The sequence below is a fragment of the Bacillus sp. NPDC094077 genome (genome assembly GCF_050279465.1).
Classification (GTDB): domain Bacteria; phylum Bacillota; class Bacilli; order Bacillales; family Bacillaceae_G; genus Bacillus_A.
The window spans coordinates 302,232-325,148 of sequence record NZ_JBNNUF010000002.1 but is presented as its reverse complement, the minus strand read 5'-3'; the positions used below and the strand labels follow the sequence as shown (position 1 = coordinate 325,148).

Below are 22,917 nucleotides of genomic sequence, written 5' to 3'. Positions count from 1 at the left end.
CAATCAAACGCGGTTTGAGGTTTCTGATTATGAAGCCAATCGCAATGTTTGTGTCACTGTTTCTAGTGGATCCATTGTATTCATCCCAGCCAATGCTACTGTCCAATAGAGAAATGCGTTAGACGAAGTTATAATATGTAAAAAAAATTCCCCTTCCAATACAACTATGCACTTCATTACCCTTTCGTCCCATTCAGTCTACTTACAATTCCAATAATAAATTTATATTCAATTCTCCTCTTCTTAACTTTCTTAAATCCTTCTTTCGTATCAAAAATAAAACAAGTTTTTCGAAACCAAACCCGTACATATAAAGACTCAAAATAAATAGGTTTTATAATTCCTCGTTCCTCAAATTCAGTACCATCTGTATTTTCGGTCTCTGTTCGAACAAACCATCTATTCCCGATACCAACTTCAATATACTTCACATGCTTGCCCCCTTTCAGGGGATTTTTTTCTAACTATTCTATTATTTCCCCGGTAAGCGCACATTCCGACAGAACATGAGCCCACAAAGAAACAGCAGATTACAAAAATCTACTTTTATAGCCTGAATTTTTGCATTCGTTTATAAAATGTACTACGAGGCACATCTAATAACTTTGCAGCTAACGAAACATTTCCGTTCGTCTTTTGCAGTGCTTCAATCATGCTATCACGCTGTATTCTTTCTCGAAAATTTAAGGTATGGTCTTCATTATTTTCTGCTTGCAACTCAAATTGTTTTTCATTTTCCATCATCGTTTGTAATAAAACAGTAATTTGCTTTTCGCATATTTCCTGTCCTTGCGACAAAATGTAAATGCGTTCTAATACATTTAATAGTTCTCGAATATTTCCTGACCATTTATACTGTACAAGTTGATTACAAATACTTATTGGAAATTGAACATTCCAGTTCTTTCGATCACAAAAATGTTGTATGAAATACGGAATATCCTCTTTCCTTTCTATTAATGATGGAACATATAACGGGTAAACGTGTAAACGATAATATAAATCTTGACGAAATTTCCCTTCTTCTACTAATCGTAGTAAATCTTTATGCGTCGCGGTAATAATACGAATATTTACTGGAATCTCTTTTGAACTTCCAATTGGTGTTACTGTTCTTTCTTGTAAAACACGTAATAGTGCTACTTGCATCTCTGGTGGTACTTCACCAATTTCATCTAGAAATAACGTTCCTCCTTCCGCTTGTTCAAATTTCCCTTTATATCCTTGACGTCGCGCACCTGTAAACGCTCCCTCAGCATAACCAAACAATTCACTTTCCATTAGCTCTTTCGGTAATGAACCACAGTTAACCGCTATAAAAGGACCATTTTTTCTTGAACTATTTTCATGAATAGCTCTCGCAACATATTCTTTTCCTACTCCGGTTTCACCACACACATACACACTAGCATCAGTCGGTGAAACAAGCTTAATTTCTTCTAATGTATGTTGAAATGCATTACTTGTCCCAATAACTCCAGGAAAAGAAATTCCTTTTATGAATGGGATAGCAGAATAAAAATTCGTTTGCTTATTTTCCTTTACATAAATACATTTCCCTATCAATCTATCATTACTATATACTGGTACTTCTAATTTAGTTGACAGGTCATTTTGCAATAAATCTACCAGTCTCATACGTGACCAATTAGATACTCGCTCACGAACTCGTTTACTTGCGGAAACGATAACATCACGATGATTACAAATAACTACTTGTTCATCACTATCAATTACATCTAAAAAGCGGTGAATTAAGTGTAGTTCATTTTGATGAACTCTTATGCTACATTCACGTTCAATCGCATGTGCAATTGAAGTTACCATACCGAGCATATATGGATGTGAAAACTCAATTGGACAGGAGAAATCTAAAACACCAATTAATTTCCCATCATCATTATGGATAGGAGCAGCTGCACAACTCCAGCTATGAGATGCGACAGAGTAATGTTCTGTGCCGCTTATCATAATGGCCTCTTCAATTTCTAACGCTGTTCCTATCGCATTTGTCCCAACTGCAGCTTCCGTCCATTTCACACCTTCAATGAAATTAATATGTTTTGCTCGCTTTAACGTTTGTTTATTTCCACTTAATGAAAGTACATATCCATCTGGATCAATTAATAGTGCCATCATTTGTAGTTCATCAATTGTTTTATTCATATTTTGCAGGTGAGGTAATGCAATATCTAGAAAAATTTCACTCTTTTGCTTTTGATCTTGAAAAATATCAGAAGTCAAAATGTTCTGACCTTTATTCATATGAGGATTTACATTCGCTTGTTTACAGCGAAGCCACGACTCAGAAATTCTTTTATTTATCCGATCTGAATTGAGAATACCCTCATTCACAAACTTTTTCCAAGTATGTAAGTAATACGGTGAAGCCAACATTGTATCATCTCCCCTTTGATTTTTTGGAGATTAATAAAAACATACTTTTATTATAAAACTGACTAAAAGCGTTTTCAATAAAACTAAAAAGACGACACAAATGTGTTAATAATTTGAATATCTTAATGGAGTTTTTTATATCTTTTTAACAATACTATATTTTGTATAACGGATCCTACTAAAATACATAACCAAAATCACTTTATCGGATTGTTATTTAAAAAGAATATTGCGACCGCGACGAAAAATAAACTAGTAGATGCTAAACTAATAAATAGTTTTAATCTAATTCCCATTATTCCTCACCCTCTATATCGCTTTACAGTACATAGTAACTCTTCATTTTTCATCTCTATTATGTACTCTCGTAAAACATATTCTTTCCCGCCATATTTTTCATACCAGTCATGTATTCTTTTAACATGAGTCTCATCATTTCTAATTTTCGTTTCAATTCCTTCATAATCTTCATAACTATCATATTCCCATATAGCAAATACTTCAGTTGTACCATCATTATGATCTTTCATCCAGCGTCCTATTAGTCGAGAACCATACTTTAATTGATTAGGTAAATTTGTGTTGTTGAAATGCTCATTAAAAATTTCTATGAATTCATTTTTGACTATATAGTACTTCCTTCTGTAAAACATACCTCTTCACCTCTTTTATGCACAGCATCAGTAAACCTTCCCATTATTACCGTATTATAATACTTACCATCCAATAGCCTTTTATCATTTTTCAGAACGCCTTCTACTTCAAAATCTAATTTTCTATAAAGCTGAATAGCTTTCTCGTTTGTCTCTAACACTTGTAATGATATCTTTTTCACCTCATTTTCGTCAGCCCAGTTGGTAGATTGCTGTAATAGATTCTTACCGATTCCATATCCCCAAAACTCTTTTAAAATACAAACGCCGAACTCAACCTTATGGGACAATCTCTTTAAATCAGATCCTTCACATCTTGAAAAGCCAACGATTCGATTGTGAACTTCTGCAACTAAAAAGAGATTTTTCATTTTTTCACTATCAGTTTTGATTATTTTTTGAAACCCCTCCGTATCTATAAATCCCTCTCCAGCCTCTCTATCCATATTTTCAGTTTCTCCATCAATCTGTACTCGTATTTTCGATAACTGATCTGCATCTTGGAAAGTTGCAGATCGAATTGTATAATCTAGTCCATTTATATGAAACTCTTGTTCTTTTATAATCATTGCAAACTCCTTTCAAATTCAGTGCGTTGGCGCTATTACAATTTGTTTACCTTGTTTCTCAAATTCCTGAACGGTTTCCTTACTAGCCTCTTCGTCTGTTATAATAAGGTCAACTTCTTTTAGAGACTCTCCTTTTATAAAGCAATCTATACCGAGTTTATTATGTGGTGCTAAACAAATATTTCTTCTGGCAATTCCACTTACCCTTTTATTAAAATAAGCAACTTCAGGTGTTGCAGTACTTATACCACGTATGGAAATGCCTCCACCTGTAGAAAAGTTAACATCAATAGAAAAACTTCCAATTGACTCAGAGGCAAGTGTATCAGTAATATTTCCCGAAGGTTTAACCTTGCCACCAATTAAATACGTATCAATGTTCTTACATTCCCGCAATTTACTAGCTATCTCTATAGAATTTGATATAACTGTAAATGATGTTTCGGGTAAAAACTTTAACATGGCATAATGAATTGAAGCCCCACCAATAAAAATGGATTCTCCTTCTTGTATATAAGATGCAGCAACTTTTGCAATCGCGTCTTCATATACCGAACTATTACTATAACGTTCAGATGGTTCCACAGCTAAATTCCTCACTCGTACAATCTCAATTGCACCTCCGTGCGTTCTTTTTAATAAACCATCTTTCTCCATTATTGACAGATCTCTTCTTATAGAATCGATAGACATATCGAACCTTTCAGCAAGATCCTTCGCGATTACTCTTCCATCTTTCTTAAGCAGTTCTAAAATGTTCTCTCGACGTTCTTCAGTAAACATGTTCTCACCACCGTTATTGAAGATTCAGAAATTTAAACTTTATGTTAATTATATGCACGTTTCTTCCGTTTTACAATATTTTCAATTCTTATTCTTCCAGCTTTATGCGAGTTTTTTCTCTCTTTCTATTTCATTAATTTTAATACCGAATAAATGCATATTTGTATATTCTATAAAAAGACTTGCATTTATTTTCCTGCTAATGTAAAATTATTCCTATGTTTTACTTTTTAATACAGAAAGGAATTACTATGAAATCTTTAATTAAAGTATCATGTACAGCATTAATATTTACAGGAATAATGGCAGGGTGTAATGGAAGTGCTATACAAAAACAAGAAAAGAGCGCACTCGAAAAGAATGCAATGCACTATGGGGAAATAGTTAAAAATGAATACTATAGAGCAACTGTTGAAAATGCAAAATTTGAAAAAATAGACAAATAATGGCATCTTACAACTCGTGTTATGATTAATAATGTTCGAGATGACGGACAAACCATTGATCTTTCAGAAATAAAATATTTCATAAAAGATGAAAAAACTGGTCAAAAATATGAAGGTGAAGTTCATCCAGTAGATGATGAGAAGTATAAAATTGTTCCACACGAATTCTCTTTAACTACTGACGTTGTATTTGAAATGAAAACTTCGCCTAAAGACTTAAATAACATGTATTTGTATATTGATAGTAAAGTTGCTCCATTAACAAATACATATTGGAAGCTTGATAATTTAGTATCTAAATAAAAAGACCCGTCTTAAATGACTGGTCTTTTTACATTCAAGTATTCAACTTCCAACAACATTTACATTGATTTTCTAATAACAACTTGAATAACATGAGCTAAACCAGTATGTCCTTTCCCTTCAATGCGCTCTTGTTCTCCATTAAAGAAATGTATAACCTCATGTCCTTCACACCAAGTAAGAATATCAATTGGATTATAAAGCATATCAATATCTTTTGGCCCGCCAGTACCATAATTTAATTGCTTTTTCGAGTAAACTTCAATCATTATTATCCCACCAGGCTTTATCGTATGAATCATTTTATTAAATATCATTTTTTGATTATCCGTATGAAAATGCCCAAATACCATAATTGCCGCATCGAATTCATTAGCTGGCAAACTATCAGCTAATAAATCTACCTTTTTCGTATGCACGTTTACGTTATGCTTCTCAGCTAATTTTTTTGTTTTCTCTAATCCTTCCTCCGAATAATCAATAGCTGTTACTTCGTGTCCTTGCCTTGTTAGAAAAACAGCATTTCTACCTTCTCCCTCTGCGAAAGCTATTACTTTATTGTGATTTGTCAAACGAAATACTTGTTCTTGAATAAACGTATTAGGCTCTTCCCCATAAAAATATTCATCCGATTTATATCGATCATTCCATAAATTACTCATCATCTTCTCCTCCTTCTAAATTCTAGTTAGAATCGCTATTAATTGCTATCGCTGCTTTATTTCCTTGTGATGCAGCAATAATTAATGAAGATGGCCCTTGAATAGTTGTTTCTCCTGCTAAGTAAATGTTTTTTTCTGAAGTACGGCCAAAATCATCTATTACAAAAGTTTCATTACTTTGCAGTTCACAACCAAGTTGTTCTATAAACTGATTTGGTCTAAAGAAAGAAGGTACTATACCCCCTCCAGATCTTTCGATATGCAACCTTGAATAAAACTCTACTTGGTTTAAATTACCTTCTTCGCCATGCAATACACGAATAGGATCTGTAATAAATCCGTGAGACTTTTTCGTTACACGATTCCTATTCGTCTTATTATCAAATAACACTATTTGTTTACGAGCTTTCCCTAAAACTAAACTTGCATTAAGCCCTGCTGAACCTGCACAGTCAATACAATATTCCATAAATAAACATCCTCCATGAATTAACTTAACTCATTTAACTAAAATCACAGATATTACAGAGTCTCTTTATCCTTAATTAATTTAAAAATAAAAGCGGATTAAAAATCCACATTTATTTTTTTCGCAAGATCTACGATTTTTTGATTTCGTAACTCTTCTTCCATTTTTCCCTCTGCTGCAAGCATTACTTCATTTATTAAACATCCAGGTTCATGATGTAAGCAGCATTCAAACAATGATGTTTTTCCTTCAATAGCATGTATAATATCTAAAAATGAAATATCTTCCCACTTATTACTAAGCGAATAGCCACCTTTAGGACCTGATGATGAATAAATCATCCCTTCCTTCGTCAATTTAGTTAGTATTTTAGACAAGTACGTTGGTGAAACTTTCTGCATTTCCGCTAATTGATGAACACTAACTAATTTATTTGGCGTAGCCTTTGCCAGAAAAAGCATAGTGTGAAGAGCATAGTTTGTAGCTTTAGAATATTTCATAATACGGCTCCTATTATAGACTTCATATATCTACAATAACTTTATTTATTTATCAAGTCAAACATTTGTAAAGAAAAGCGCGATATTACTTTTTTTCAAGCAATACATCTTTTGCACAAATCGTCACTTCTCTAAATGGACAGTCAAATAAAACACCCAGTTCGAAACCATCTTCAGTAAGTTCTATTTCATGGTATAGCCACCAAGCATCTTCAAAGTATTCCGGCATAGAACATTTCGCTACTCCTGTAAAAGTTACTTGTAGTTTATCAAATTCACTAAAAGTACCACTACAGTCTAATACGATAGACAAAGTGTCTTCTGACCTTCTCTTTACTACTTTAATCACACTATCATGTAGTGATGCTTCATGTAGCTGAACGACATTTGGCGGAAGTTTTTTCTTAATGGAATTAAAATATTCTAAATATGATTGATCTAATTGTGCCATTCTTTTCTCATAATCTGCTGTCCACTCTAACAAAAGTTTCTTTAATTCATTAGGTGGATATTCTGAATCGATAATGTTGCTATGAAAGTATGGATGTAGCCTTTCAGGAAGATATTTTAATAAATCCTCTTTCCTTTCTTCTACTTCCTCTTTCAAACTTTGTATATAATTGGAATCTATTTCTTTCCATTCTTCTATTGATTCTATTGAATGTATAAATCCTGAAATTTGCATTTCTTTATACCAATCACTTGTGAAATATTTCAATTACATCTCCCCTAAAATATTTTCACATCTAGAAAAAACAATGTATCCGTTTATTTTATCATTCCAATAACCATTCTTTCTAAAGAAAAAATGTAAAACTGTAAATATTCCGCCTACTATTTCTAAAACTTCAGAATATTTACAAAAATAAAAAAATAGAATACATTTTTCTTGTACAAGATTCACCTGTACAAAAATCTAAACAAAAAGGGATGGTTATATGTTGAAGAAATTAGTAGCAGGGACATTAGTAGCGGGTTTCGCATTAACTGGGGGACTAGGAGTAGCAAGTGCTGAAGAAAAAGGTAATACAATTAAAACATTTGATTATTTAAAAGTAGATGAACAAAATGTTAATTCCTTTGCAAAATTAAGTGATCAAGCAAAAAAAGACATCCAAATTACTATGGTATTACCTGAGCAAAATGAAAATGGGGATTGGTTAGCTTATGGTTTTACTAGCAGAGAAACAATGAATGCTTTTATTGAAAAGGATAAAAAAGTACTTAAAAATCAAATTAATCCTTTAGGTAGTGGTGCTGGTAGTACTGATTTTTATGAACATAAAGATAAAGGTGGACAATATATTTACTGGAGCAGCGGGTTTAAAAACTTACCGTCTAGCTGGAACGACAGAATTTCTTCTGTAAGTACAGCATCCCCTTCTGCAAGTTATTCAACGACGCTTTGGGAACATACTTCAACACAAGGGTACGGAAAAGGTGTCTTCTTTAGACATTCTGAATGGTATGGTAAAACTGCTAATTTAGCTGCAGATTGGAACGATATAACTTCAGCTATTGAAATTAAATAGTAAAAGTTCAAACCACTATTCTCTCATTCATTTAGAGAATAGTGGTTTATTATATTTTCATTTAAGCATGCACAGCATGTCCTACTGCCTGAAGTAATGCTTCATGAATTGCTTCAGATAAAGTTGGATGTGCTGCAATATAATCTCTCATTATATCAGCGGTAACTTCCGTATGAATCATTACTGTGCCTTGACCAATAAGTTCTGTTGCACGAGGACCGATAATAGAGATTCCTACAATTTCTTGATATTTAGATTCCACAATGACTTTTACTTTACCTGTTTGCTCTCCTAAAATAAGAGCTTTTCCGTTCGCTGTAAATGGGAATTCTCCGATGAGAATATCACCATAATGCTCTCTTGCAACTTTTTCGCTTAAACCAACACTTGCGATTTCTGGAGCTGTGTATATACAACGAGGTACAGCGTGATAATTTACTTTTACATTTTCTCCGCTTGCATGTAATGCTGCTGTCGTTCCTTCATGAAAGGCAACGTGAGCAAGTTGAATACCGCCAATAATATCACCCGCAGCATAAATATGTGGCACGTTCGTTTGCATATGCTCATTTACAGCAATCCCTTTATTCGAAAAGTGAATTCCTGCTTTTTCTAATCCTAATTCATGTACACGTGGTTTTCTACCAACAGAAACGAGAACAAACTCCGGAGTAACTTCGTGAATACTTCCCTCGTATTCAAACGACGCCTTCTTCTTATAATTATTTAATCCTTTTAAAGCTGCTCCTGTAAAAATTTCTACACCATCATTTTCTAATTTCTCTCTTAAAATGATTGCGATATCTTCATCTTCACCAGGTAGTAATTGAGGTGCCAACTCAACTATCGAAACTTCCGCCCCAAGCCTACTATAAATACTTGCAAACTCGCAGCCTATTACACCACCGCCAACAATAAGTAATGAAGCTGGTATGTTTTTAAGAGCCATCGCATGACTACTATTTAATATCCATTCCGCATCAAATGGAGCGAAAGGTAATTCGGCTGATTCTGAACCTGCCGCTATAATGAATTGTTCTCCATCCACTACCGCTTCCTTATCACCCTGCACAACTCGCACACGATGATCCGTTTCAAATTTCGCTTTCCCTTTTAATACTTTGATTTTATTTTTCTTCATTAAATATTGTATTCCTTGTACGAGCTGCGTGACGATTTGTGATTTCCTTGCCTGTATTTGCTCCCAATCAATAGATATACTTCCTTTGTTAAGCAAAACTCCATATTCATTTGCTCTACTTACAATATCATGCACTTCAGCACTTTCTAACAATGATTTCGTAGGCATACACCCGACGTTTAAGCACGTTCCGCCAAGATCAGCTTCATCAATAAGAGTGACGTCTTTCCCATTTTGAGCCGCGGTAATTGCCGCTACATATCCAGCAGGTCCGCCTCCAATAACAACTAATTTACTCATTCTCTCACCTTCTCTTTATAAAAGGATTGTTACAGGTTCTTCTAAATATCGTTTAATTGTACGTAAAAATGCAGCTGCTGGTGCACCGTCTAATACACGATGATCAAATGTTAAACTTAATGGTAACATGCATCCTTTTTGCAATTCTTCTCCTTTATATACCGGTACATGTTCGATTGCCCCTACACCTAAAATACCAGTTTCAGGTGTATTTAATACTGGCGTGAAATATTCAATACCGAAGCTACCTAAATTACTAATTGTAAATGTCGTTCCTTGCATATCATCACTACTTAAACTACCTTCTCTTGCCTTTTGTACAACGTTCTTAATTTCTTTAGATAACTCTACTAAAGAGAGATTATTTGCAAAGCGAATGGCCGGAACGACTAAACCATTATCTAGTGCAACTGCCATTCCTAAATGAACATGTTCAAATTGATGGATTGCATCATCTATATAAGCACTATTCATTTCTTTATGCTCCCCAAGAGCTAATACAACAACGCGAGAAACAAAGTCGGTAATTGTTAATTTATTATCGTATCGTTTTTGTACAACTTCCGCTATTTCTTTATGTAAAGCAACTAAATCTGTAACATCAACTTTCATCGTTAATGTTAATTGCGCGCTATTTTGTAAGCTTGCATGCATACGATTTGCGATTGCTTTCCGCATACCAGTCATAGGAATTAATTTACTTTCTTCTTGTTCAAGTACTTCTGGAATAGTTACTTTTTCTTCAAGTGCCTTTAATACATCTGCCTTTGTAATTCTTCCGCCAGGACCTGTACCAATTAATGCCCTGATATCAAGATTTTCAGTTTTTGCAATTTTTTTCGCTACTGGGGATATTTTTATTCTTTGTTTATTCGTTCCTTCTTTCGTGTACAGTTCTGGATGTTGTACATTTTGCGGTTCTACACTCGGTGTCAGTTTTTCCACAGCATGTGTACTTTCATGTATTTCTACCTTTTCATTCGGTTTACCGATGTAGCAAATTACAGTACCTGGCGGAACTCCTTCATCTTCATGTACTGCAATATCTAAAACAGTACCGTCAGCAGGCGCTTCAATTTCCGTTTCAATTTTTTCTGAGTTAATACTAGCGATTAACTCACCTTTTGCTACATTATCGCCCGTTTTAATATTCCAGCTCGTAATAATACCTTCTTTCATCGCCATACCTAATTTCGGCATTACAACTTCAACAGCCATATTGCTCTCTCCCTTCTCGTCGTTTCATTACACATTTAATAACGAACGGTCTCCGATCATTTCCGATACAGTTTCAATTACTTTTTCTGGCGTTGGTAAATATAATTTTTCAAGTGGTGGTGAGAACGGCACAGGTGTATGTGGTGCTGTTATTCGTTTAATAGGCGCATCTAATAAATCAAATCCTTTATCTGCTACAATCGCTGCAATATCGGTTGCGATACTACATCTTGGATTTGCTTCATCAATAACGATAAGACGATTTGTTTTTTCAACAGATGCTAAAATTGTATCTTCATCAAGCGGTGATAAAGTGCGTGGATCAATCACTTCTACCTCAAGTCCCTTTTTCGTTAATTGTCCAGCTGCTGCAAGCGCTGTATGAACTTGCTTTCCGATTGCGACTATCGTTACATCGGAACCTTCTCGCTTTATATCTGCTTTTCCTAACGGAATTGTGTAATACCCTTCAGGAACTTCGCCTTGCATATTGTAAAGTGTTTTATCTTCAAAGAAAATTACTGGGTCATCATCTGCAATAGCCGCTAATAGTAAGCCTTTCGCATCATATGGAGTGGAAGGAACGACAACTTTAATCCCTGGAATACTTGTAAATAAAGCATATAAACTTTGAGAGTGTTGCGCCGCTGCACTAAACCCAGCACCATGCATCGTACGAATTGTAACCGGTACTTTTGCTTTTCCGCCAAACATGTAACGGAATTTTGCACCTTGGTTTAAAACTTGATCAAGACAACTACCGATAAAATCATTAAACATTAATTCAGCTATCGGACGTAATCCAGTTGCAGCAGCTGCCATTGCCGCTCCCATATAGCCAGCTTCAGAAATTGGGGTATCTAAAATACGATTTCGTCCAAATTCTTGTACAAGTCCTTTCGTAACACCAAGAACACCACCCCACGCTTCATCATCTTGTAAATGATCAACTTGTGCACCACCTGCAACATCTTCTCCGATTAAGATGACATTTTCATCACGTCGCATTGATAATTTCATCGCTTCATTAATTGCAGTTGACATACTTACTGTTCTAGTCATAATTTTTCACCCTCCTCTTATTTGTAAGAAACGTATACATCTTTTAATAATTCTTCATCAGCTGGATATGGACTATTTTCACTAAATTCAATCGATCGTTGTACTGCTTCATCTACTGCTTTTTCCATATCAACAAGTTCAGATTCCGTTAATAAACCTTCATGAATTAAATGCTTACGGAAATTCACAATTGCATCTTTTTCATTTAAATGTTCTTCTTTTTCCTCCGCAGTTTTATACGTTTGCGCTTCTCCCTCAAAATGACCGTAGTTACGATATGTCATACACTCAATAATTGTTGGGCCTTCACCATTACGTGCGCGTTCCACTGCTTCTTCAGCAGCTTTATACACAGCAAGAAGATCTTTCCCATCTACTTGAACACCCGGGATGTTATAAGCTTTCGCTCGATCTGCAATAGAATCACAGCTTGAAGCATATTCGAATGTCGTTGCTTCACCGTAACCGTTATTTTCTGCAATAAAAATAACAGGTAACTTCCAAATCGCCGCTAAGTTAACCCCTTCATGAAATGTTCCTTCATTATTTGCTCCATCACCGAAGAAACAAACACTTACATCTTTCGTACCTTTATATTTAGCCGTTAATGCTGAACCACAAGCAAGTGGAAAACCACCACCTACAATACCATTCGCACCAAGCATTCCTTTATCTAAATCGGCAATATGCATTGACCCGCCTTTACCTTTACATAACCCAGTCGCTTTCCCAAAAAGTTCAGCCATCATACCATTTAAGTCACAACCTTTTGCGATACAATGACCGTGCCCCCTATGTGTACTAGTAATACTGTCACTATCTGTTAAGTGGGCACATACACCAACTGCTACCGCTTCTTCACCTGCGTATAAATGAACGAAACCTGGCAGAACGCCTTGCGCGAATAATTCATGCACCTTATCTTCGAACTTACGAATCTCTAACATTTTTTCGTACATCCAACGAGCTTGTTCTTTCGTAATTTCATTCCCTTTACTTTCAGTTGTTTTTAACATGTCCAGCCCTCCTATTTTCTTGTTCACCTTTTATATCGCAAGTACCGTGCCACATTTTAATCCTTGATTTAATAGGCTTTCTCGTTCCTTTAAAAATAAAAAAGTGGACAAAATGAGACAGTTGTCTCGTTTTGTCCACTTTTGTTCAACCTATTAGAGAATCATTACATTATTCACTATCAAAACTTTTCTGTAATTTCCGGATGTATATAATTTGACCGATATGATAAGCATTATGAGTAGTTACATTACTTAACACTTCCCACCACTTCGCACATACAGGAAATCCAATTACATCACTTTCAACCTTATCTTCATTTATGAGGTATTGCCATTGTAACAGTTTCTCTAATAGTTTTTCTCTTAACTCATCGAAAGTTTGATTATCTGAAAGCATAAAACTTTTGTTATTATCTCCAATAGCGGGCACTGCATTAACATTTGATTCTTTATACCTAGTTTGCCACGTTGAGTTCCAGTACAGCAAATGTTGTACAATTTCAGCTATACTATTACTCTCTTCATTCGGTTTCCAGAAAGCTTCTCTCTCAGATAAATCCTGAACTGCATCAGAAAATGGAATATACCAACTAGGATCATTGGCATTTGCTAATAACTGATCTGCTAATACGTCTTTCACATGGGCCATTTTTCTTCCCTCATTTCATCAACGTGAATGTAATACTCACTTCTCTATATACGCTGAGTCTGCATAATTCCCTTTTTTATTGCCATTCATACATATACAAATAAAAAATCCGAAAGCAATTTATTCATAAAAAACCTCATAAAATATAGGAATAACACAAATTTCTATCATAACGAATGTATGTATAGAAACTACATGTAAGATTAATAGATTTTCTCCACATAACTCGTTATGATAAAAGAAAAAGAAAGCGAGTGACAAATGAATAAAAAAATCGCGGTTATTACAGGAGCATCAAGTGGATTCGGACTATTAACGACACTTGAACTTGCAAAAAAAGACTATTTAGTCATTGCTACAATGCGTAATCTTGAGAAACAAGTAGACTTAATATCTCAAGCTACTAAACTCAACTTACAACAAAAGATAAAAGTTCACCAATTAGATATAACAGATCAAGGTTCTATACATAACTTCCAATTATTTTTAAACGAAATAAACAGAGTAGATATTCTCATAAATAATGCAGGATATGCAAATGGGGGCTTTATCGAAGAAATCCCAATAGAGGAATACCGGAAACAATTCGAAACGAATCTTTTTGGAGCTATATCAATCACCCAACTTGTCTTACCATATATGAGAGAACAAAAAAGTGGGAAAATCATTAATATAAGCAGCATTAGTGGCCAAGTTGGATTACCTGGTCTATCGCCTTACGTTTCTTCAAAATATGCATTAGAAGGCTGGAGTGAATCGCTTCGCTTAGAAGTACAACCTTTCGGGATAGACGTTGCCTTAATTGAACCCGGTTCTTATAACACAAACATTTGGGAAGTTGGGAAACAACTAGCTGAAAACAAATCTGATACTCCCTCTTCATACAAAGAATACATGGATAAAATACAAAAACATATTAATAGTGGCAGTGATTCATTTGGTAATCCGATAGATGTCGCCAATTTAATCGTTGAAATTGCAGAATCCAAGCGGACTACTTTACGATATCCAATTGGGAAAGGTGTAAAATTTATGATCTTTGCGAAGAAGATTCTTCCGTGGAGATTGTGGGAGTTTCTTGTTTTGAGGAGTTTTAAGAAAATGTAATTAACTTTATTGAAAAAAATTATGTAAGGAGCGCTAATCAAATGCTAGGTTTACCCTATGGTAAAGTGTTTTTAGTTCCGTGGACTGAAGAGTGGGAAATTGAGTTTGTAAAAGAGAAACAATTAATTGAGAAACAAATTGGTGAACATATTTTAGCAATACACCATATCGGCAGTACTTTCATTCCGTATTTAAGCGCAAAACCTATTATTGATATTGCGATTGAATTAAAAAATTATATAGATGGTATAAAATGTATTACAAAACTAGAACAATTAAATTATAGATATAGAAAAGATGTATTACCCGAAAGGTATTATTTCAATAAAGGAGAGCCGAGAACTCATCAAATTCATATGTATGAACAAAGGAATCCATATTTAATGGAACAATTAAGTTTCAGAGATTATTTAAAAAATAATACAACTTCTCGTATACAGTATGAACAGTTAAAGATTCAACTTTCACAAGCTAATCCTAATGATAAACATCAATATGCGGAGGATAAAACAAATTTCATTAAATCCATATTAGCTAAAATAAATGATTAAATTGCGAAGTCGGAACTTCATACACATAATAAGAAACCATTTACTTATAGATAAATGGTTTCTTATTAATTAGTTATTCCATTATTCGTACCATCAATACCTATTATTATAAGTGATTGCTCTTCAGATTTTTCATGAATCCATTCTAAAATTACGTTTAAGTCCAACCTAATCCATCCTCTTATATTTTTTGCATCAATCATTATTTTGTTATGTAGCAGGTGGAACGAAGTAAACTAGCATTGAAATCATAAAAATTAATGAAAATAATCCTATTATCGAAAAAATATATTCTTTCGATTCTCTATCATATTTCCATTCCATCCATGCTCTTAAAATCCACGTAATCCCTAAATATGTGAAAATGGCATACCCAATATTAGCGCTTTCGTATTTAAAGATGTAAATAAAACTAGCTATTAAATAAACAATAAATAGTCCTTTTTCCAATTTTACATGTAGACTATTCACATGCTTATATCCCCAAAAAACGCGCTTTGGCACATTCATTTTTTTTCTTAAAAACTGATCTATAAAATAGCCAGCTATGCAAAAAACAAAAATTATAATCCAAAAAGTAGAAGTTCTCATTCCCCCTCCTATAACTTCATTCAATTATTATAAATAAAGTGGACTATATTACGGTTATTCTCTTCTAAATAATTTATGATTCCTTCAGGGTATGTTGGCTTCGCCTTTAATTCCCCTATACTTTTCCATATTAAAATAATATCCTCATGTTCTTTATGCCTTATTTCATTTATAATTTTCTTTTCAACAGTTCCCCAATGTATCAATGTACAGTGATGTCCTTTTTCGTTGTCCCACTCAAAAATATGCTCATTTACAACAGCTAATTCTTGAACAAAAACTTTTAAGTTATATTCTTCGAATACCTCTCGTGTTATTGCTTCTTTTGCTGTTTCACCAAATTCAATAGAGCCACCTGGAAACCGATAAAATGATTCGTTCTCATCACATTGTACAAGTATTTTTGAATGTTCTTCGTTTACAATCATTACTTCTGCCCGTAAACGCGGTCTAATCATTTTTTCTCCTTTACCTTTTCTCTGGCTGATCACTCGGATACGTAACATTTGTTTTGTTTTCGACGTCCCAACAAATAATTGTCGCACTATCTCGTCCTAATTGATGATGAACGTGTTCTAACACATTGGAAACATTCCCCTTAAGGTCTTTATTATTTCCATTCATATCAGTATACAAATTTATTGAAGTTTCATAACGGCGTTCCCCACATTCTAATATCCCATCTGTCACCATTACAATTCGATTGTTCCCAGTACGTAGCTCACGAATCCCTGATGAATAGCAAGGTACAGGTAAATCAAATGTATTTACATTACCAATCCATTCGTAAAAATGGCGTTGGTTTAATGTATGTTGCCCTAACTTATGTAATTCTTCATGAAATACATAAACTAGACAATCACCAATAGATAGCCACCATATGTAATTTTCTTTTCTTACACAGATTAAACAAGCCGTCTCACCTTTTATTGTTTTGCACTTCTCTTTAAATGATGAGGATTGAAAAATTGTAAGTATATGATTTTCAACAGATCGAAATACTGTTTCAATTGATTCTTTCATAATCGCCTTTATATTTTCATATTCTTTTTCGATTGTATTTACTACTAAATCAACACTTTCTGCACTATTATGCCCGTCTAAAATAACAGCAAATTCCCAATCACCATTTGACCAAACTAACGCACCATCTTCATTCTTTTTCGCGCCAGCACTTATATTCCCGCCATATTTGCCAAGTACAATGTCACCATATTGCTTAACTGAGATTTCTCCTAAACACATTTCCATATATCCAACCCATGAATATAGTGTATTATTTGTTGTATACATACTCATTTACCATATACTTTCGTATTCTTTCGCACAGTTTTTTAATTTCCTCTGAATTTCCATATGGTGCGCCAGTCCAATTTGCTACTTCAGTCGGTGACCAAAACTCTTTTGGTGTATTCGGATAACGCGGTATGATGTGCATATGCATATGTGGTACACCATTTCCTGAAACAAAAGTGTAAATATGTTCCGCACCTTCGCTTTCTTTTAGTGCTTTACTTACTCTACTAGTTATAAGTCCGAATGCTTTCGCCTCATCTTCAGTTAATTCAGCAAGACCAGGTATATGTCTCTTTACATCAATCATTACGTAACCAAGATAAGTTTCTTCCTTCTCCCAATGGACATGTCCGACGTATATAAGATCATCTTCATAAATAGCACCACCTGGAACTGCAATGTTTCCTTTATGTTTTTCGCAAATGAAGCAGTTTTTTTCTGCTTGATTGTTTACTGACATATTCATCACCATCCTTTCCATATATAATATCATAAAAGAAGGAAAATTAAGTTTTATATTCCGAAAATTCATTCTCTTAAATTGGCAATTCATTAAAATCAAATACATGATTTACTCAAATTTCATTTTTAAAATTTATAACTCTTTATTTCTTTAAAACCGTAATCCCGATTCCAATTGCAATCCCAATCGCAATTCCGATTGCTAAATTATCAGTAAATAAACCAGGAACTACGCCGATTACAATACCTATAGCGACACCCATGGCCATTGCATCATTTCTTTTTTTATTTTTAGCCAAAATATCATTCCCCCTAGTTTCTCCTCACATTTGAGATCTATTTAAATAAACATTGTTATGCCCTAATATATTCACTATTTCAATTGAACTTTTCCATTTTCTCTACACAATCCCCTTCTTATGAAAAATTTTCGAGTCACCATTAAATATACATAGGCATTTACTATAAGAAAGATCAGTAATTCATTGAAGGAGGAGCGATTCAAATGTATCCTCATTGGAATCCAAATATAAATCAACAATATGCGTATTCCCCCCATCCTGTAAGAAATGCACTGCATCATGATTCTCAATATATGATGCAGCGCATTGCAAGTCTTGAAAGTCAATTAGCGAAATTAATCTCATTAATCGAAGAAAATAATCAATTAATTAAATCGATGGAACAACAGCAAAACCAAGTTTGTGCACCAGCTGGAGGTTCTGTTATTGTTCGTATGTAAGTTGGATGCAATAAAAAACACACTTTATAGTATAAAGTGTGTTTTTTATTGCATTATTTTCTTTTTGTATGAAATCCTTGTGTAATGCGATCTAATATAATCGCTATAACAACAATGGCTAGTCCAGCTTCAAATCCCATTCCGATATTTACTTGTGTAACAGAGCGATATACATCGACACCAAGTCCCGGGGCTCCTACAAGTGATGCTGTTACAACCATCGATAACGAAAGCATAATACTTTGGTTCACTCCAGCCATAATCGTTCCAGTTGCGAGCGGTAATTGCACTTTAAATAGTTTTTGTGATGCTGTGGATCCAAATGCATTCGCTGCTTCAATTAAATCTTCCGGAACTTGTCTGATTCCTAAGTCTGTAAATCTGATTGTTGGTGGCATCGCAAAGATTACTGATGCAATTATGCCAGGTACTACACCTACTCCGAAAAATGTAATCGCAGGTATGAGATATACGAATGCGGGCATTGTTTGCATAAAATCTAATGTTGGTTTTAAAAACTTTGAGAAACGCTCATTTTGAGATGCTAAAATGCCAATGGGAATTCCGACAATAATGGAAATAATAACAGACGTAAGTACGAGTGCTAATGTTTGCATCGTTTGTGCCCAATAGTTAATATTTAAAATAAATAATAATCCGATGAGTGTAAAAATAACTAAAGATAATTTTCTCGTTGTGTACCAAATGAGGAAACATAGGATAATAATCATCAATATAGCTGGTATTATTGTTAAAAAATTAGTGAGTAAATCAACGAATCCGCCGATAATATAAGAGAATCCTCTGAACAAGCCTTCAAAGTGCTCATATAAACTTGCAACAAATGAGTCGACCCATTCCCCTAATGGAATACGCGGTATACTATTCATCGTCTTTCACCTCTTCCTCAATGTTACCTGCAAGAGCTTGAATGACACTTTCACGTTTAATAATTCCTCTTAACCTTTTCTTCTCATCAATTACGGGTAACGGATATTTCATCTCCGCCATTTTTGCATACGTCTCTTCAAGTAAAGTATCTAAATAAACGTGCGGAATATCGTTAAGTAATAAATCAGCAATCGGCCACTGTTTTTGTACTGCTTTACTTGCATCATCTGCGGTTAATATACCTAAAAACTCATACTTTTTGTTTACAACATATACTGTAGAAACACCCGCATTCCTCATAATTTGTAGTGCCACACGAGGTCCACGGTCAATTAATAAAGTCTCCGGTCGTTTTAATATAGATTCCGCCGTAATTACTTTTCCTAAATTCACGTCCGCTACGAACTTCTCTACAAATTCATTGGCAGGACTCATCATAATTTCTTCCGGCGTTCCAATTTGAACGATTTCTCCATCTTTCATTAATGCGATACGATCTCCAATTCGAAGCGCTTCGTCTAAATCGTGTGTAATAAATATAATTGTTTTTTCCATTTTATCTTGTAACTCTAACAATTCATCTTGCATTTCTTTTCGAATTAGTGGATCTAATGCACTGAATGATTCATCCATAAGTAATACATCCGGATCATTCGTAAGCGCTCTCGCAATACCAACTCGCTGTTGCATCCCACCACTAAGTTGACTTGGATAATTGTCTTTATGATGATCGAGTCCCACTAACTTAAGTGACTCTAACGCTTTTTTCTCTCGTTCCTCTACTGGAACTCCTTGTATTTCTAATCCGTATGCAACATTTTGTAAAACAGTACGATGCGGAAATAGTGCAAACTTCTGAAACACCATACTCATTTTTGTTCTTCTTACCCTTCGTAATTCTTCTTTCCCCATCGTTGCGATGTCTTCACCATCTATGTAAATATGACCTGCGGTTGGTTTAATTAATTGGTTTAGCATACGAACTAACGTTGATTTCCCGCTACCGGACAAGCCCATTATAACGAAAATTTCTCCAGAGAATACTTCAAACGTTGCTCTTTTCACACCAACGTTCATTCCGGTTTCTTTTAAAATTTCCGATTTGCTTTTCCCTTCTTTTAATAAGGTAAGCGCTCTTTGCGGGTGTTTCCCAAATACTTTTGTTACGTTTTCAACACGCACCTTTGTATTATCCATGTCACTACTCCTTTTCTACCCATCTATTCATATAGTGTTGCGATTTTGCAAAGAAATATTACATAAAAATGACATTCATAAGCTTTCTTTAAAATTCTCATTTCCGTTCATAATAAGAATGCTTACTTATACATTTATTTAAAAAGGCAAACGTTACTTAGGAGGGTTTCGATGCGAAAGAAAATATGGCTTATATGCCTTGCATTATTTATTACTATGATTTTCGCTTCATGTAATGCAACAAATGCAAATTCGAAAGGAAAAATTAAACTTGGTGTAACAAGTTGGAAAGAAAATATTGCAACTGCAAACATGTGGAAAGTTTTATTAGAACAAAAAGGCTACAAAGTGGAGCTCATGTATTTAGAAAAAGCGGCAATTTGGACTGGTGTCGCTCGCGGTGATGTTGATGCTAATTTAGAAGTATGGCTACCAGTTACGGATAAACCGCTAAATGATCGTTATAAAGATGACATTGTCTTAAAATCAAAATGGTATGAAGGCACTGGACTAGGTTTAGTCGTCCCTTCTTATATGAAAAACATAAACAGTATCGAAGATTTAAACGCTCATAAAGATGAGCTAGATAATAAAATCGTCGGAATCGAACCCGGTAGCAGTCTTATGAATTTAACGAATAAAGCAATGAAGGAATATGATATAAAACTAAAACTTGTCCAATCTTCAGAAGCGGCAATGATGAGCGAACTAAAAAAAGCATATACGAAAAAGAAACCAATCGTTGTTACGCTTTGGAATCCGCATTGGGGCTTTTCAGAATTTGACTTAAAATATTTAAAAGACCCTAAGAAAGTATATGGTGAAAAAGATGACATTTATTACTCCGTTCGTAAAGGTTTCGAAAAAGATCATCCGGATATTGTGAAATACTTTGATAAGTGGAAAATGAGCGATGAGCAGCTTGGTACGTTAATGGTCATGTTAAATAAAACGAAAGATCCAGAAGAAGCTGCGCGAAAATGGATTGAAAAGAATCAATCGTTAGTTGATGAATGGATAAAAGATTAATAAAACAGGCTAGAGAATTAGCATATTCTCTAGCCTGTTTTATCTTATTTTTTCGTAACAACATCATCTACAATCCCATATTCCTTCGCTTCTTCCGCAGTCATAAAATAATCTCTTTCTGTATCATGCGCTACTCTGTCAATTGGTTGCCCTGTTTTTTCTGCTATCATTTGATTAATATCACGCTTTAACTTTAATATTCTTTTTGCTGTTATTTCAATTTCTGTTGCCTGCCCTTGCGCACCACCAAGCGGCTGATGAATCATAATTTCACTGTTTGGCAACGCAAACCGTTTTCCTTTTGCACCTGATAATAGTAACAATGCACCAAATGATGCTGCAAACCCCATACAAAGTGTTTGCACATCTGGTTTGATTAGGTTCATCGTATCTAATATTGCAAAACCTGCTGTCGTTGATCCGCCTGGGCTATTGATATATAAAAATATATCTTTCTCTGCATCTTCCGCTTCTAAAAATAATAATTGAGCTACAACACTACTCGCTACTTGATCGTTAATTTCTGAACCGATAATAATAATTCGGTCTTTTAATAACCTTGAATATATATCATAGGTACGTTCTCCTAATTTCGTTTGTTCTACAACGTATGGAATTGCATTCATTTTAAATCCCTCCAATAATTGTTATGCCGCACAAAGCATACAACTGTAGGAAGAAGGTTTTTTCGCACCGAATAATAAGACTGGCTGTTTAGATGGTAACTTAGTAAAATCTATTGTCGGAAGAAGCTTTGTTAACAATTCCGGCCTTTCTTCACGAATAGACGTTACAACAATTTCAATATCATCTGTGTATTCGACTATCTCAATCCCTTCTTCACTTACAGTCTTCAGTCTATTTCTACTCCTAAATAAAGAAGCTTTTACTGCTCCTTCCGATACGGAACATACTTTAGCTATATCAGCGATACTATATTGAAAAACATCCTTTAATAATAAAATTGCGGATTGTTGTACATTTAATGATGATAATACTTTCCCTACCATTTCATGCAAATCTGCAATTGTCTCATGTGGTTCTTCAACATTAATTTGTTCCTTTATTTTTTCATGAACTGATTTTGACTTCATCAGATCTAGCCAACGATTTCTAGCTATTTTATATAACAGCGTCATACAAATATCTTTATTACTATATTTTTGAAGAACTTTACATACTGTTTCTTGGGCAAGATCTTCGCCATCCCATTTGTTTTTCGTTAAAAACGTACAGTACCTTTTTAACTCTGCATAATTTTCAATTAAAAAATTTATATTTGAATGATTCATATCGATATGATTCTTTAAAAATTGCGTTATTTTTGTGCACAAAATAACCACTCCTTTTC

Annotated in this window: 29 protein-coding genes and 1 pseudogene; 6 read left to right on the top strand and 24 right to left on the bottom strand. The window is 34.3% G+C overall.

Annotated features, from left to right (window positions below):
* Positions 1-27: 27 nt before the first annotated feature.
* The 6 genes from ACQKNR_RS06460 to ACQKNR_RS06435 all read right to left on the bottom strand — a co-directional run bounded on the left by ACQKNR_RS06460 (position 28) and on the right by ACQKNR_RS06435 (position 4,402).
* A complete protein-coding gene (locus tag ACQKNR_RS06460) occupies positions 28-177 on the bottom strand; it encodes a hypothetical protein (protein WP_427316262.1) in 150 nt (49 codons plus the stop codon).
* A complete protein-coding gene (locus ACQKNR_RS06455) occupies positions 177-431 on the bottom strand; it encodes a DUF3977 family protein (protein ID WP_427316260.1) in 255 nt (84 codons plus the stop codon). Before ACQKNR_RS06455 ends, ACQKNR_RS06460 begins: the two co-directional genes overlap by 1 nt.
* 115 nt (positions 432-546) lie before the next feature.
* Positions 547-2,397 (bottom strand): sigma-54-dependent Fis family transcriptional regulator, encoded by a 1,851-nt coding sequence (locus ACQKNR_RS06450; RefSeq protein WP_427316258.1) that lies wholly within the window; start codon positions 2,395-2,397, stop codon positions 547-549.
* Positions 2,398-2,699: 302 nt separating this feature from the next.
* Positions 2,700-3,050, bottom strand: coding sequence for an NIPSNAP family protein (locus ACQKNR_RS06445; RefSeq protein ID WP_427316256.1), 351 nt, complete (start codon positions 3,048-3,050; stop codon positions 2,700-2,702).
* Positions 3,023-3,619: an N-acetyltransferase family protein gene (locus tag ACQKNR_RS06440; RefSeq protein WP_427316254.1), complete on the bottom strand. Its 597-nt coding sequence runs from the start codon at positions 3,617-3,619 to the stop codon at positions 3,023-3,025. Before ACQKNR_RS06440 ends, ACQKNR_RS06445 begins: the two co-directional genes overlap by 28 nt.
* An 18-nt stretch (positions 3,620-3,637) precedes the next feature.
* Complete coding sequence (locus ACQKNR_RS06435) at positions 3,638-4,402, bottom strand: DeoR/GlpR family DNA-binding transcription regulator (protein WP_427316253.1); 765 nt, start codon at positions 4,400-4,402, stop codon at positions 3,638-3,640.
* 251 nt (positions 4,403-4,653) lie between these two features.
* Here ACQKNR_RS06435 and ACQKNR_RS06430 point away from each other — a divergent pair.
* Positions 4,654-5,151, top strand: a pseudogene (locus ACQKNR_RS06430) (hypothetical protein).
* 59 nt (positions 5,152-5,210) lie between these two features.
* Here the strand turns inward: ACQKNR_RS06430 and ACQKNR_RS06425 are convergent.
* The 4 genes from ACQKNR_RS06425 to ACQKNR_RS06410 all read right to left on the bottom strand — a co-directional run bounded on the left by ACQKNR_RS06425 (position 5,211) and on the right by ACQKNR_RS06410 (position 7,500).
* Complete coding sequence (locus tag ACQKNR_RS06425; protein WP_427316251.1) at positions 5,211-5,816, bottom strand: class I SAM-dependent methyltransferase; 606 nt, start codon at positions 5,814-5,816, stop codon at positions 5,211-5,213.
* A 19-nt stretch (positions 5,817-5,835) separates the two neighbouring features.
* Positions 5,836-6,282: an FAD-dependent oxidoreductase gene (locus ACQKNR_RS06420; RefSeq protein ID WP_427316249.1), complete on the bottom strand. Its 447-nt coding sequence runs from the start codon at positions 6,280-6,282 to the stop codon at positions 5,836-5,838.
* A 98-nt stretch (positions 6,283-6,380) separates the two neighbouring features.
* A complete protein-coding gene (locus ACQKNR_RS06415; protein ID WP_427316247.1) occupies positions 6,381-6,782 on the bottom strand; it encodes an Rrf2 family transcriptional regulator in 402 nt (133 codons plus the stop codon).
* An 85-nt stretch (positions 6,783-6,867) separates the two neighbouring features.
* Positions 6,868-7,500, bottom strand: a complete 633-nt coding sequence (locus ACQKNR_RS06410) for a DUF4085 family protein (RefSeq protein WP_427316245.1) — start codon at positions 7,498-7,500, stop codon at positions 6,868-6,870.
* A 220-nt stretch (positions 7,501-7,720) separates the two neighbouring features.
* Between ACQKNR_RS06410 and ACQKNR_RS06405 the strand changes: the two genes are divergently transcribed.
* A complete protein-coding gene (locus ACQKNR_RS06405; RefSeq protein WP_427316243.1) occupies positions 7,721-8,314 on the top strand; it encodes a hypothetical protein in 594 nt (197 codons plus the stop codon).
* A gap of 61 nt (positions 8,315-8,375) precedes the next feature.
* On the opposite strand, the gene lpdA is transcribed toward ACQKNR_RS06405, so the two are convergent.
* The 5 genes from lpdA to ACQKNR_RS06380 all read right to left on the bottom strand — a co-directional run bounded on the left by lpdA (position 8,376) and on the right by ACQKNR_RS06380 (position 13,700).
* Complete coding sequence (gene lpdA, locus ACQKNR_RS06400) at positions 8,376-9,755, bottom strand: dihydrolipoyl dehydrogenase (RefSeq protein ID WP_427316241.1); 1,380 nt, start codon at positions 9,753-9,755, stop codon at positions 8,376-8,378.
* A gap of 15 nt (positions 9,756-9,770) precedes the next feature.
* A complete protein-coding gene (locus ACQKNR_RS06395) occupies positions 9,771-10,973 on the bottom strand; it encodes a dihydrolipoamide acetyltransferase family protein (protein WP_427316240.1) in 1,203 nt (400 codons plus the stop codon).
* Positions 10,974-11,000: 27 nt separating this feature from the next.
* Positions 11,001-12,035: an acetoin:2,6-dichlorophenolindophenol oxidoreductase subunit beta gene (acoB, locus tag ACQKNR_RS06390; protein WP_427316238.1), complete on the bottom strand. Its 1,035-nt coding sequence runs from the start codon at positions 12,033-12,035 to the stop codon at positions 11,001-11,003.
* 17 nt (positions 12,036-12,052) lie between these two features.
* Positions 12,053-13,051 carry an acetoin:2,6-dichlorophenolindophenol oxidoreductase subunit alpha gene (gene acoA / locus ACQKNR_RS06385; protein WP_427316236.1) on the bottom strand — a complete coding sequence of 333 codons (999 nt, stop codon included), beginning with the start codon at positions 13,049-13,051 and terminating at the stop codon, positions 12,053-12,055.
* A 169-nt stretch (positions 13,052-13,220) separates the two neighbouring features.
* Positions 13,221-13,700, bottom strand: coding sequence for a DinB family protein (locus tag ACQKNR_RS06380; protein ID WP_427316235.1), 480 nt, complete (start codon positions 13,698-13,700; stop codon positions 13,221-13,223).
* A 261-nt stretch (positions 13,701-13,961) separates the two neighbouring features.
* On the opposite strand from ACQKNR_RS06380, the gene ACQKNR_RS06375 reads away from it, so the two are divergent.
* Both ACQKNR_RS06375 and ACQKNR_RS06370 read left to right on the top strand, forming a co-directional pair.
* Positions 13,962-14,807, top strand: a complete 846-nt coding sequence (locus ACQKNR_RS06375; protein WP_427316233.1) for an oxidoreductase — start codon at positions 13,962-13,964, stop codon at positions 14,805-14,807.
* A gap of 41 nt (positions 14,808-14,848) precedes the next feature.
* On the top strand, positions 14,849-15,358 hold the full coding sequence (locus tag ACQKNR_RS06370; protein WP_427316231.1) for a GrpB family protein: 510 nt from the start codon (positions 14,849-14,851) through the stop codon (positions 15,356-15,358).
* Positions 15,359-15,568: 210 nt separating this feature from the next.
* Here the strand turns inward: ACQKNR_RS06370 and ACQKNR_RS06365 are convergent, their stop codons facing one another.
* The 5 genes from ACQKNR_RS06365 to ACQKNR_RS06345 form a co-directional block, all read right to left on the bottom strand.
* Complete coding sequence (locus ACQKNR_RS06365; protein WP_427316229.1) at positions 15,569-15,949, bottom strand: DUF4181 domain-containing protein; 381 nt, start codon at positions 15,947-15,949, stop codon at positions 15,569-15,571.
* Positions 15,950-15,969: 20 nt separating this feature from the next.
* Positions 15,970-16,407 (bottom strand): NUDIX domain-containing protein, encoded by a 438-nt coding sequence (locus tag ACQKNR_RS06360; protein ID WP_427316227.1) that lies wholly within the window; start codon positions 16,405-16,407, stop codon positions 15,970-15,972.
* Between the two features lie 10 nt (positions 16,408-16,417).
* A complete protein-coding gene (locus ACQKNR_RS06355) occupies positions 16,418-17,248 on the bottom strand; it encodes a PP2C family serine/threonine-protein phosphatase (RefSeq protein WP_427316225.1) in 831 nt (276 codons plus the stop codon).
* Entirely contained in the window at positions 17,226-17,726 is a 501-nt protein-coding gene (locus tag ACQKNR_RS06350; protein ID WP_427316224.1) for an HIT family protein, read from the bottom strand. The genes ACQKNR_RS06355 and ACQKNR_RS06350 overlap by 23 nt, the downstream gene beginning before the upstream one ends.
* Positions 17,727-17,850: 124 nt before the next feature.
* Positions 17,851-17,976 carry a septum formation initiator gene (locus ACQKNR_RS06345; protein WP_427317003.1) on the bottom strand — a complete coding sequence of 42 codons (126 nt, stop codon included), beginning with the start codon at positions 17,974-17,976 and terminating at the stop codon, positions 17,851-17,853.
* Positions 17,977-18,212: 236 nt separating this feature from the next.
* Here ACQKNR_RS06345 and ACQKNR_RS06340 point away from each other — a divergent pair, with 236 nt between their 5' ends.
* On the top strand, positions 18,213-18,449 hold the full coding sequence (locus tag ACQKNR_RS06340; protein ID WP_427316222.1) for a hypothetical protein: 237 nt from the start codon (positions 18,213-18,215) through the stop codon (positions 18,447-18,449).
* A 53-nt stretch (positions 18,450-18,502) separates the two neighbouring features.
* On the opposite strand, the gene ACQKNR_RS06335 is transcribed toward ACQKNR_RS06340, so the two are convergent.
* Together ACQKNR_RS06335 and ACQKNR_RS06330 are read right to left on the bottom strand one after the other, a co-directional pair.
* Entirely contained in the window at positions 18,503-19,339 is an 837-nt protein-coding gene (locus ACQKNR_RS06335) for an ABC transporter permease (RefSeq protein WP_001084760.1), read from the bottom strand.
* Entirely contained in the window at positions 19,332-20,537 is a 1,206-nt protein-coding gene (locus tag ACQKNR_RS06330; protein WP_427316219.1) for a quaternary amine ABC transporter ATP-binding protein, read from the bottom strand. The genes ACQKNR_RS06335 and ACQKNR_RS06330 overlap by 8 nt, the downstream gene beginning before the upstream one ends.
* Positions 20,538-20,708: 171 nt before the next feature.
* Here ACQKNR_RS06330 and ACQKNR_RS06325 point away from each other — a divergent pair, with 171 nt between their 5' ends.
* Positions 20,709-21,566 (top strand): glycine betaine ABC transporter substrate-binding protein, encoded by an 858-nt coding sequence (locus ACQKNR_RS06325; protein WP_427316217.1) that lies wholly within the window; start codon positions 20,709-20,711, stop codon positions 21,564-21,566.
* Positions 21,567-21,610: 44 nt separating this feature from the next.
* On the opposite strand, the gene clpP is transcribed toward ACQKNR_RS06325, so the two are convergent.
* On the bottom strand, positions 21,611-22,192 hold the full coding sequence (gene clpP, locus ACQKNR_RS06320) for an ATP-dependent Clp endopeptidase proteolytic subunit ClpP (RefSeq protein WP_427316216.1): 582 nt from the start codon (positions 22,190-22,192) through the stop codon (positions 21,611-21,613).
* A 21-nt stretch (positions 22,193-22,213) separates the two neighbouring features.
* A complete protein-coding gene (locus ACQKNR_RS06315) occupies positions 22,214-22,900 on the bottom strand; it encodes an RNA polymerase subunit sigma-70 (RefSeq protein ID WP_427316214.1) in 687 nt (228 codons plus the stop codon).
* Between the last annotated feature and the right edge of the window lie 17 nt (positions 22,901-22,917).

Coding starts and splice junctions, on each gene's coding strand:
- ACQKNR_RS06460 (WP_427316262.1), bottom strand. CDS start 177: ATGAAGTGCATAGTTGTATTGGAAGGGGAATTTTTTTTACATATTATA.
- ACQKNR_RS06450 (WP_427316258.1), bottom strand. CDS start 2,397: ATGTTGGCTTCACCGTATTACTTACATACTTGGAAAAAGTTTGTGAAT.
- ACQKNR_RS06445 (WP_427316256.1), bottom strand. CDS start 3,050: ATGTTTTACAGAAGGAAGTACTATATAGTCAAAAATGAATTCATAGAA.
- ACQKNR_RS06440 (WP_427316254.1), bottom strand. CDS start 3,619: ATGATTATAAAAGAACAAGAGTTTCATATAAATGGACTAGATTATACA.
- ACQKNR_RS06435 (WP_427316253.1), bottom strand. CDS start 4,402: ATGTTTACTGAAGAACGTCGAGAGAACATTTTAGAACTGCTTAAGAAA.
- ACQKNR_RS06425 (WP_427316251.1), bottom strand. CDS start 5,816: ATGATGAGTAATTTATGGAATGATCGATATAAATCGGATGAATATTTT.
- ACQKNR_RS06420 (WP_427316249.1), bottom strand. CDS start 6,282: ATGGAATATTGTATTGACTGTGCAGGTTCAGCAGGGCTTAATGCAAGT.
- ACQKNR_RS06415 (WP_427316247.1), bottom strand. CDS start 6,782: ATGAAATATTCTAAAGCTACAAACTATGCTCTTCACACTATGCTTTTT.
- ACQKNR_RS06405 (WP_427316243.1), top strand. CDS start 7,721: ATGTTGAAGAAATTAGTAGCAGGGACATTAGTAGCGGGTTTCGCATTA.
- lpdA (WP_427316241.1), bottom strand. CDS start 9,755: ATGAGTAAATTAGTTGTTATTGGAGGCGGACCTGCTGGATATGTAGCG.
- ACQKNR_RS06395 (WP_427316240.1), bottom strand. CDS start 10,973: ATGGCTGTTGAAGTTGTAATGCCGAAATTAGGTATGGCGATGAAAGAA.
- acoB (WP_427316238.1), bottom strand. CDS start 12,035: ATGACTAGAACAGTAAGTATGTCAACTGCAATTAATGAAGCGATGAAA.
- acoA (WP_427316236.1), bottom strand. CDS start 13,051: ATGTTAAAAACAACTGAAAGTAAAGGGAATGAAATTACGAAAGAACAA.
- ACQKNR_RS06380 (WP_427316235.1), bottom strand. CDS start 13,700: ATGGCCCATGTGAAAGACGTATTAGCAGATCAGTTATTAGCAAATGCC.
- ACQKNR_RS06375 (WP_427316233.1), top strand. CDS start 13,962: ATGAATAAAAAAATCGCGGTTATTACAGGAGCATCAAGTGGATTCGGA.
- ACQKNR_RS06370 (WP_427316231.1), top strand. CDS start 14,849: ATGCTAGGTTTACCCTATGGTAAAGTGTTTTTAGTTCCGTGGACTGAA.
- ACQKNR_RS06365 (WP_427316229.1), bottom strand. CDS start 15,949: ATGAGAACTTCTACTTTTTGGATTATAATTTTTGTTTTTTGCATAGCT.
- ACQKNR_RS06360 (WP_427316227.1), bottom strand. CDS start 16,407: ATGATTAGACCGCGTTTACGGGCAGAAGTAATGATTGTAAACGAAGAA.
- ACQKNR_RS06355 (WP_427316225.1), bottom strand. CDS start 17,248: ATGAGTATGTATACAACAAATAATACACTATATTCATGGGTTGGATAT.
- ACQKNR_RS06350 (WP_427316224.1), bottom strand. CDS start 17,726: ATGGAAAGGATGGTGATGAATATGTCAGTAAACAATCAAGCAGAAAAA.
- ACQKNR_RS06345 (WP_427317003.1), bottom strand. CDS start 17,976: ATGGCCATGGGTGTCGCTATAGGTATTGTAATCGGCGTAGTTCCTGGT.
- ACQKNR_RS06340 (WP_427316222.1), top strand. CDS start 18,213: ATGTATCCTCATTGGAATCCAAATATAAATCAACAATATGCGTATTCC.
- ACQKNR_RS06335 (WP_001084760.1), bottom strand. CDS start 19,339: ATGAATAGTATACCGCGTATTCCATTAGGGGAATGGGTCGACTCATTT.
- ACQKNR_RS06330 (WP_427316219.1), bottom strand. CDS start 20,537: ATGGATAATACAAAGGTGCGTGTTGAAAACGTAACAAAAGTATTTGGG.
- ACQKNR_RS06325 (WP_427316217.1), top strand. CDS start 20,709: ATGCGAAAGAAAATATGGCTTATATGCCTTGCATTATTTATTACTATG.
- clpP (WP_427316216.1), bottom strand. CDS start 22,192: ATGAATGCAATTCCATACGTTGTAGAACAAACGAAATTAGGAGAACGT.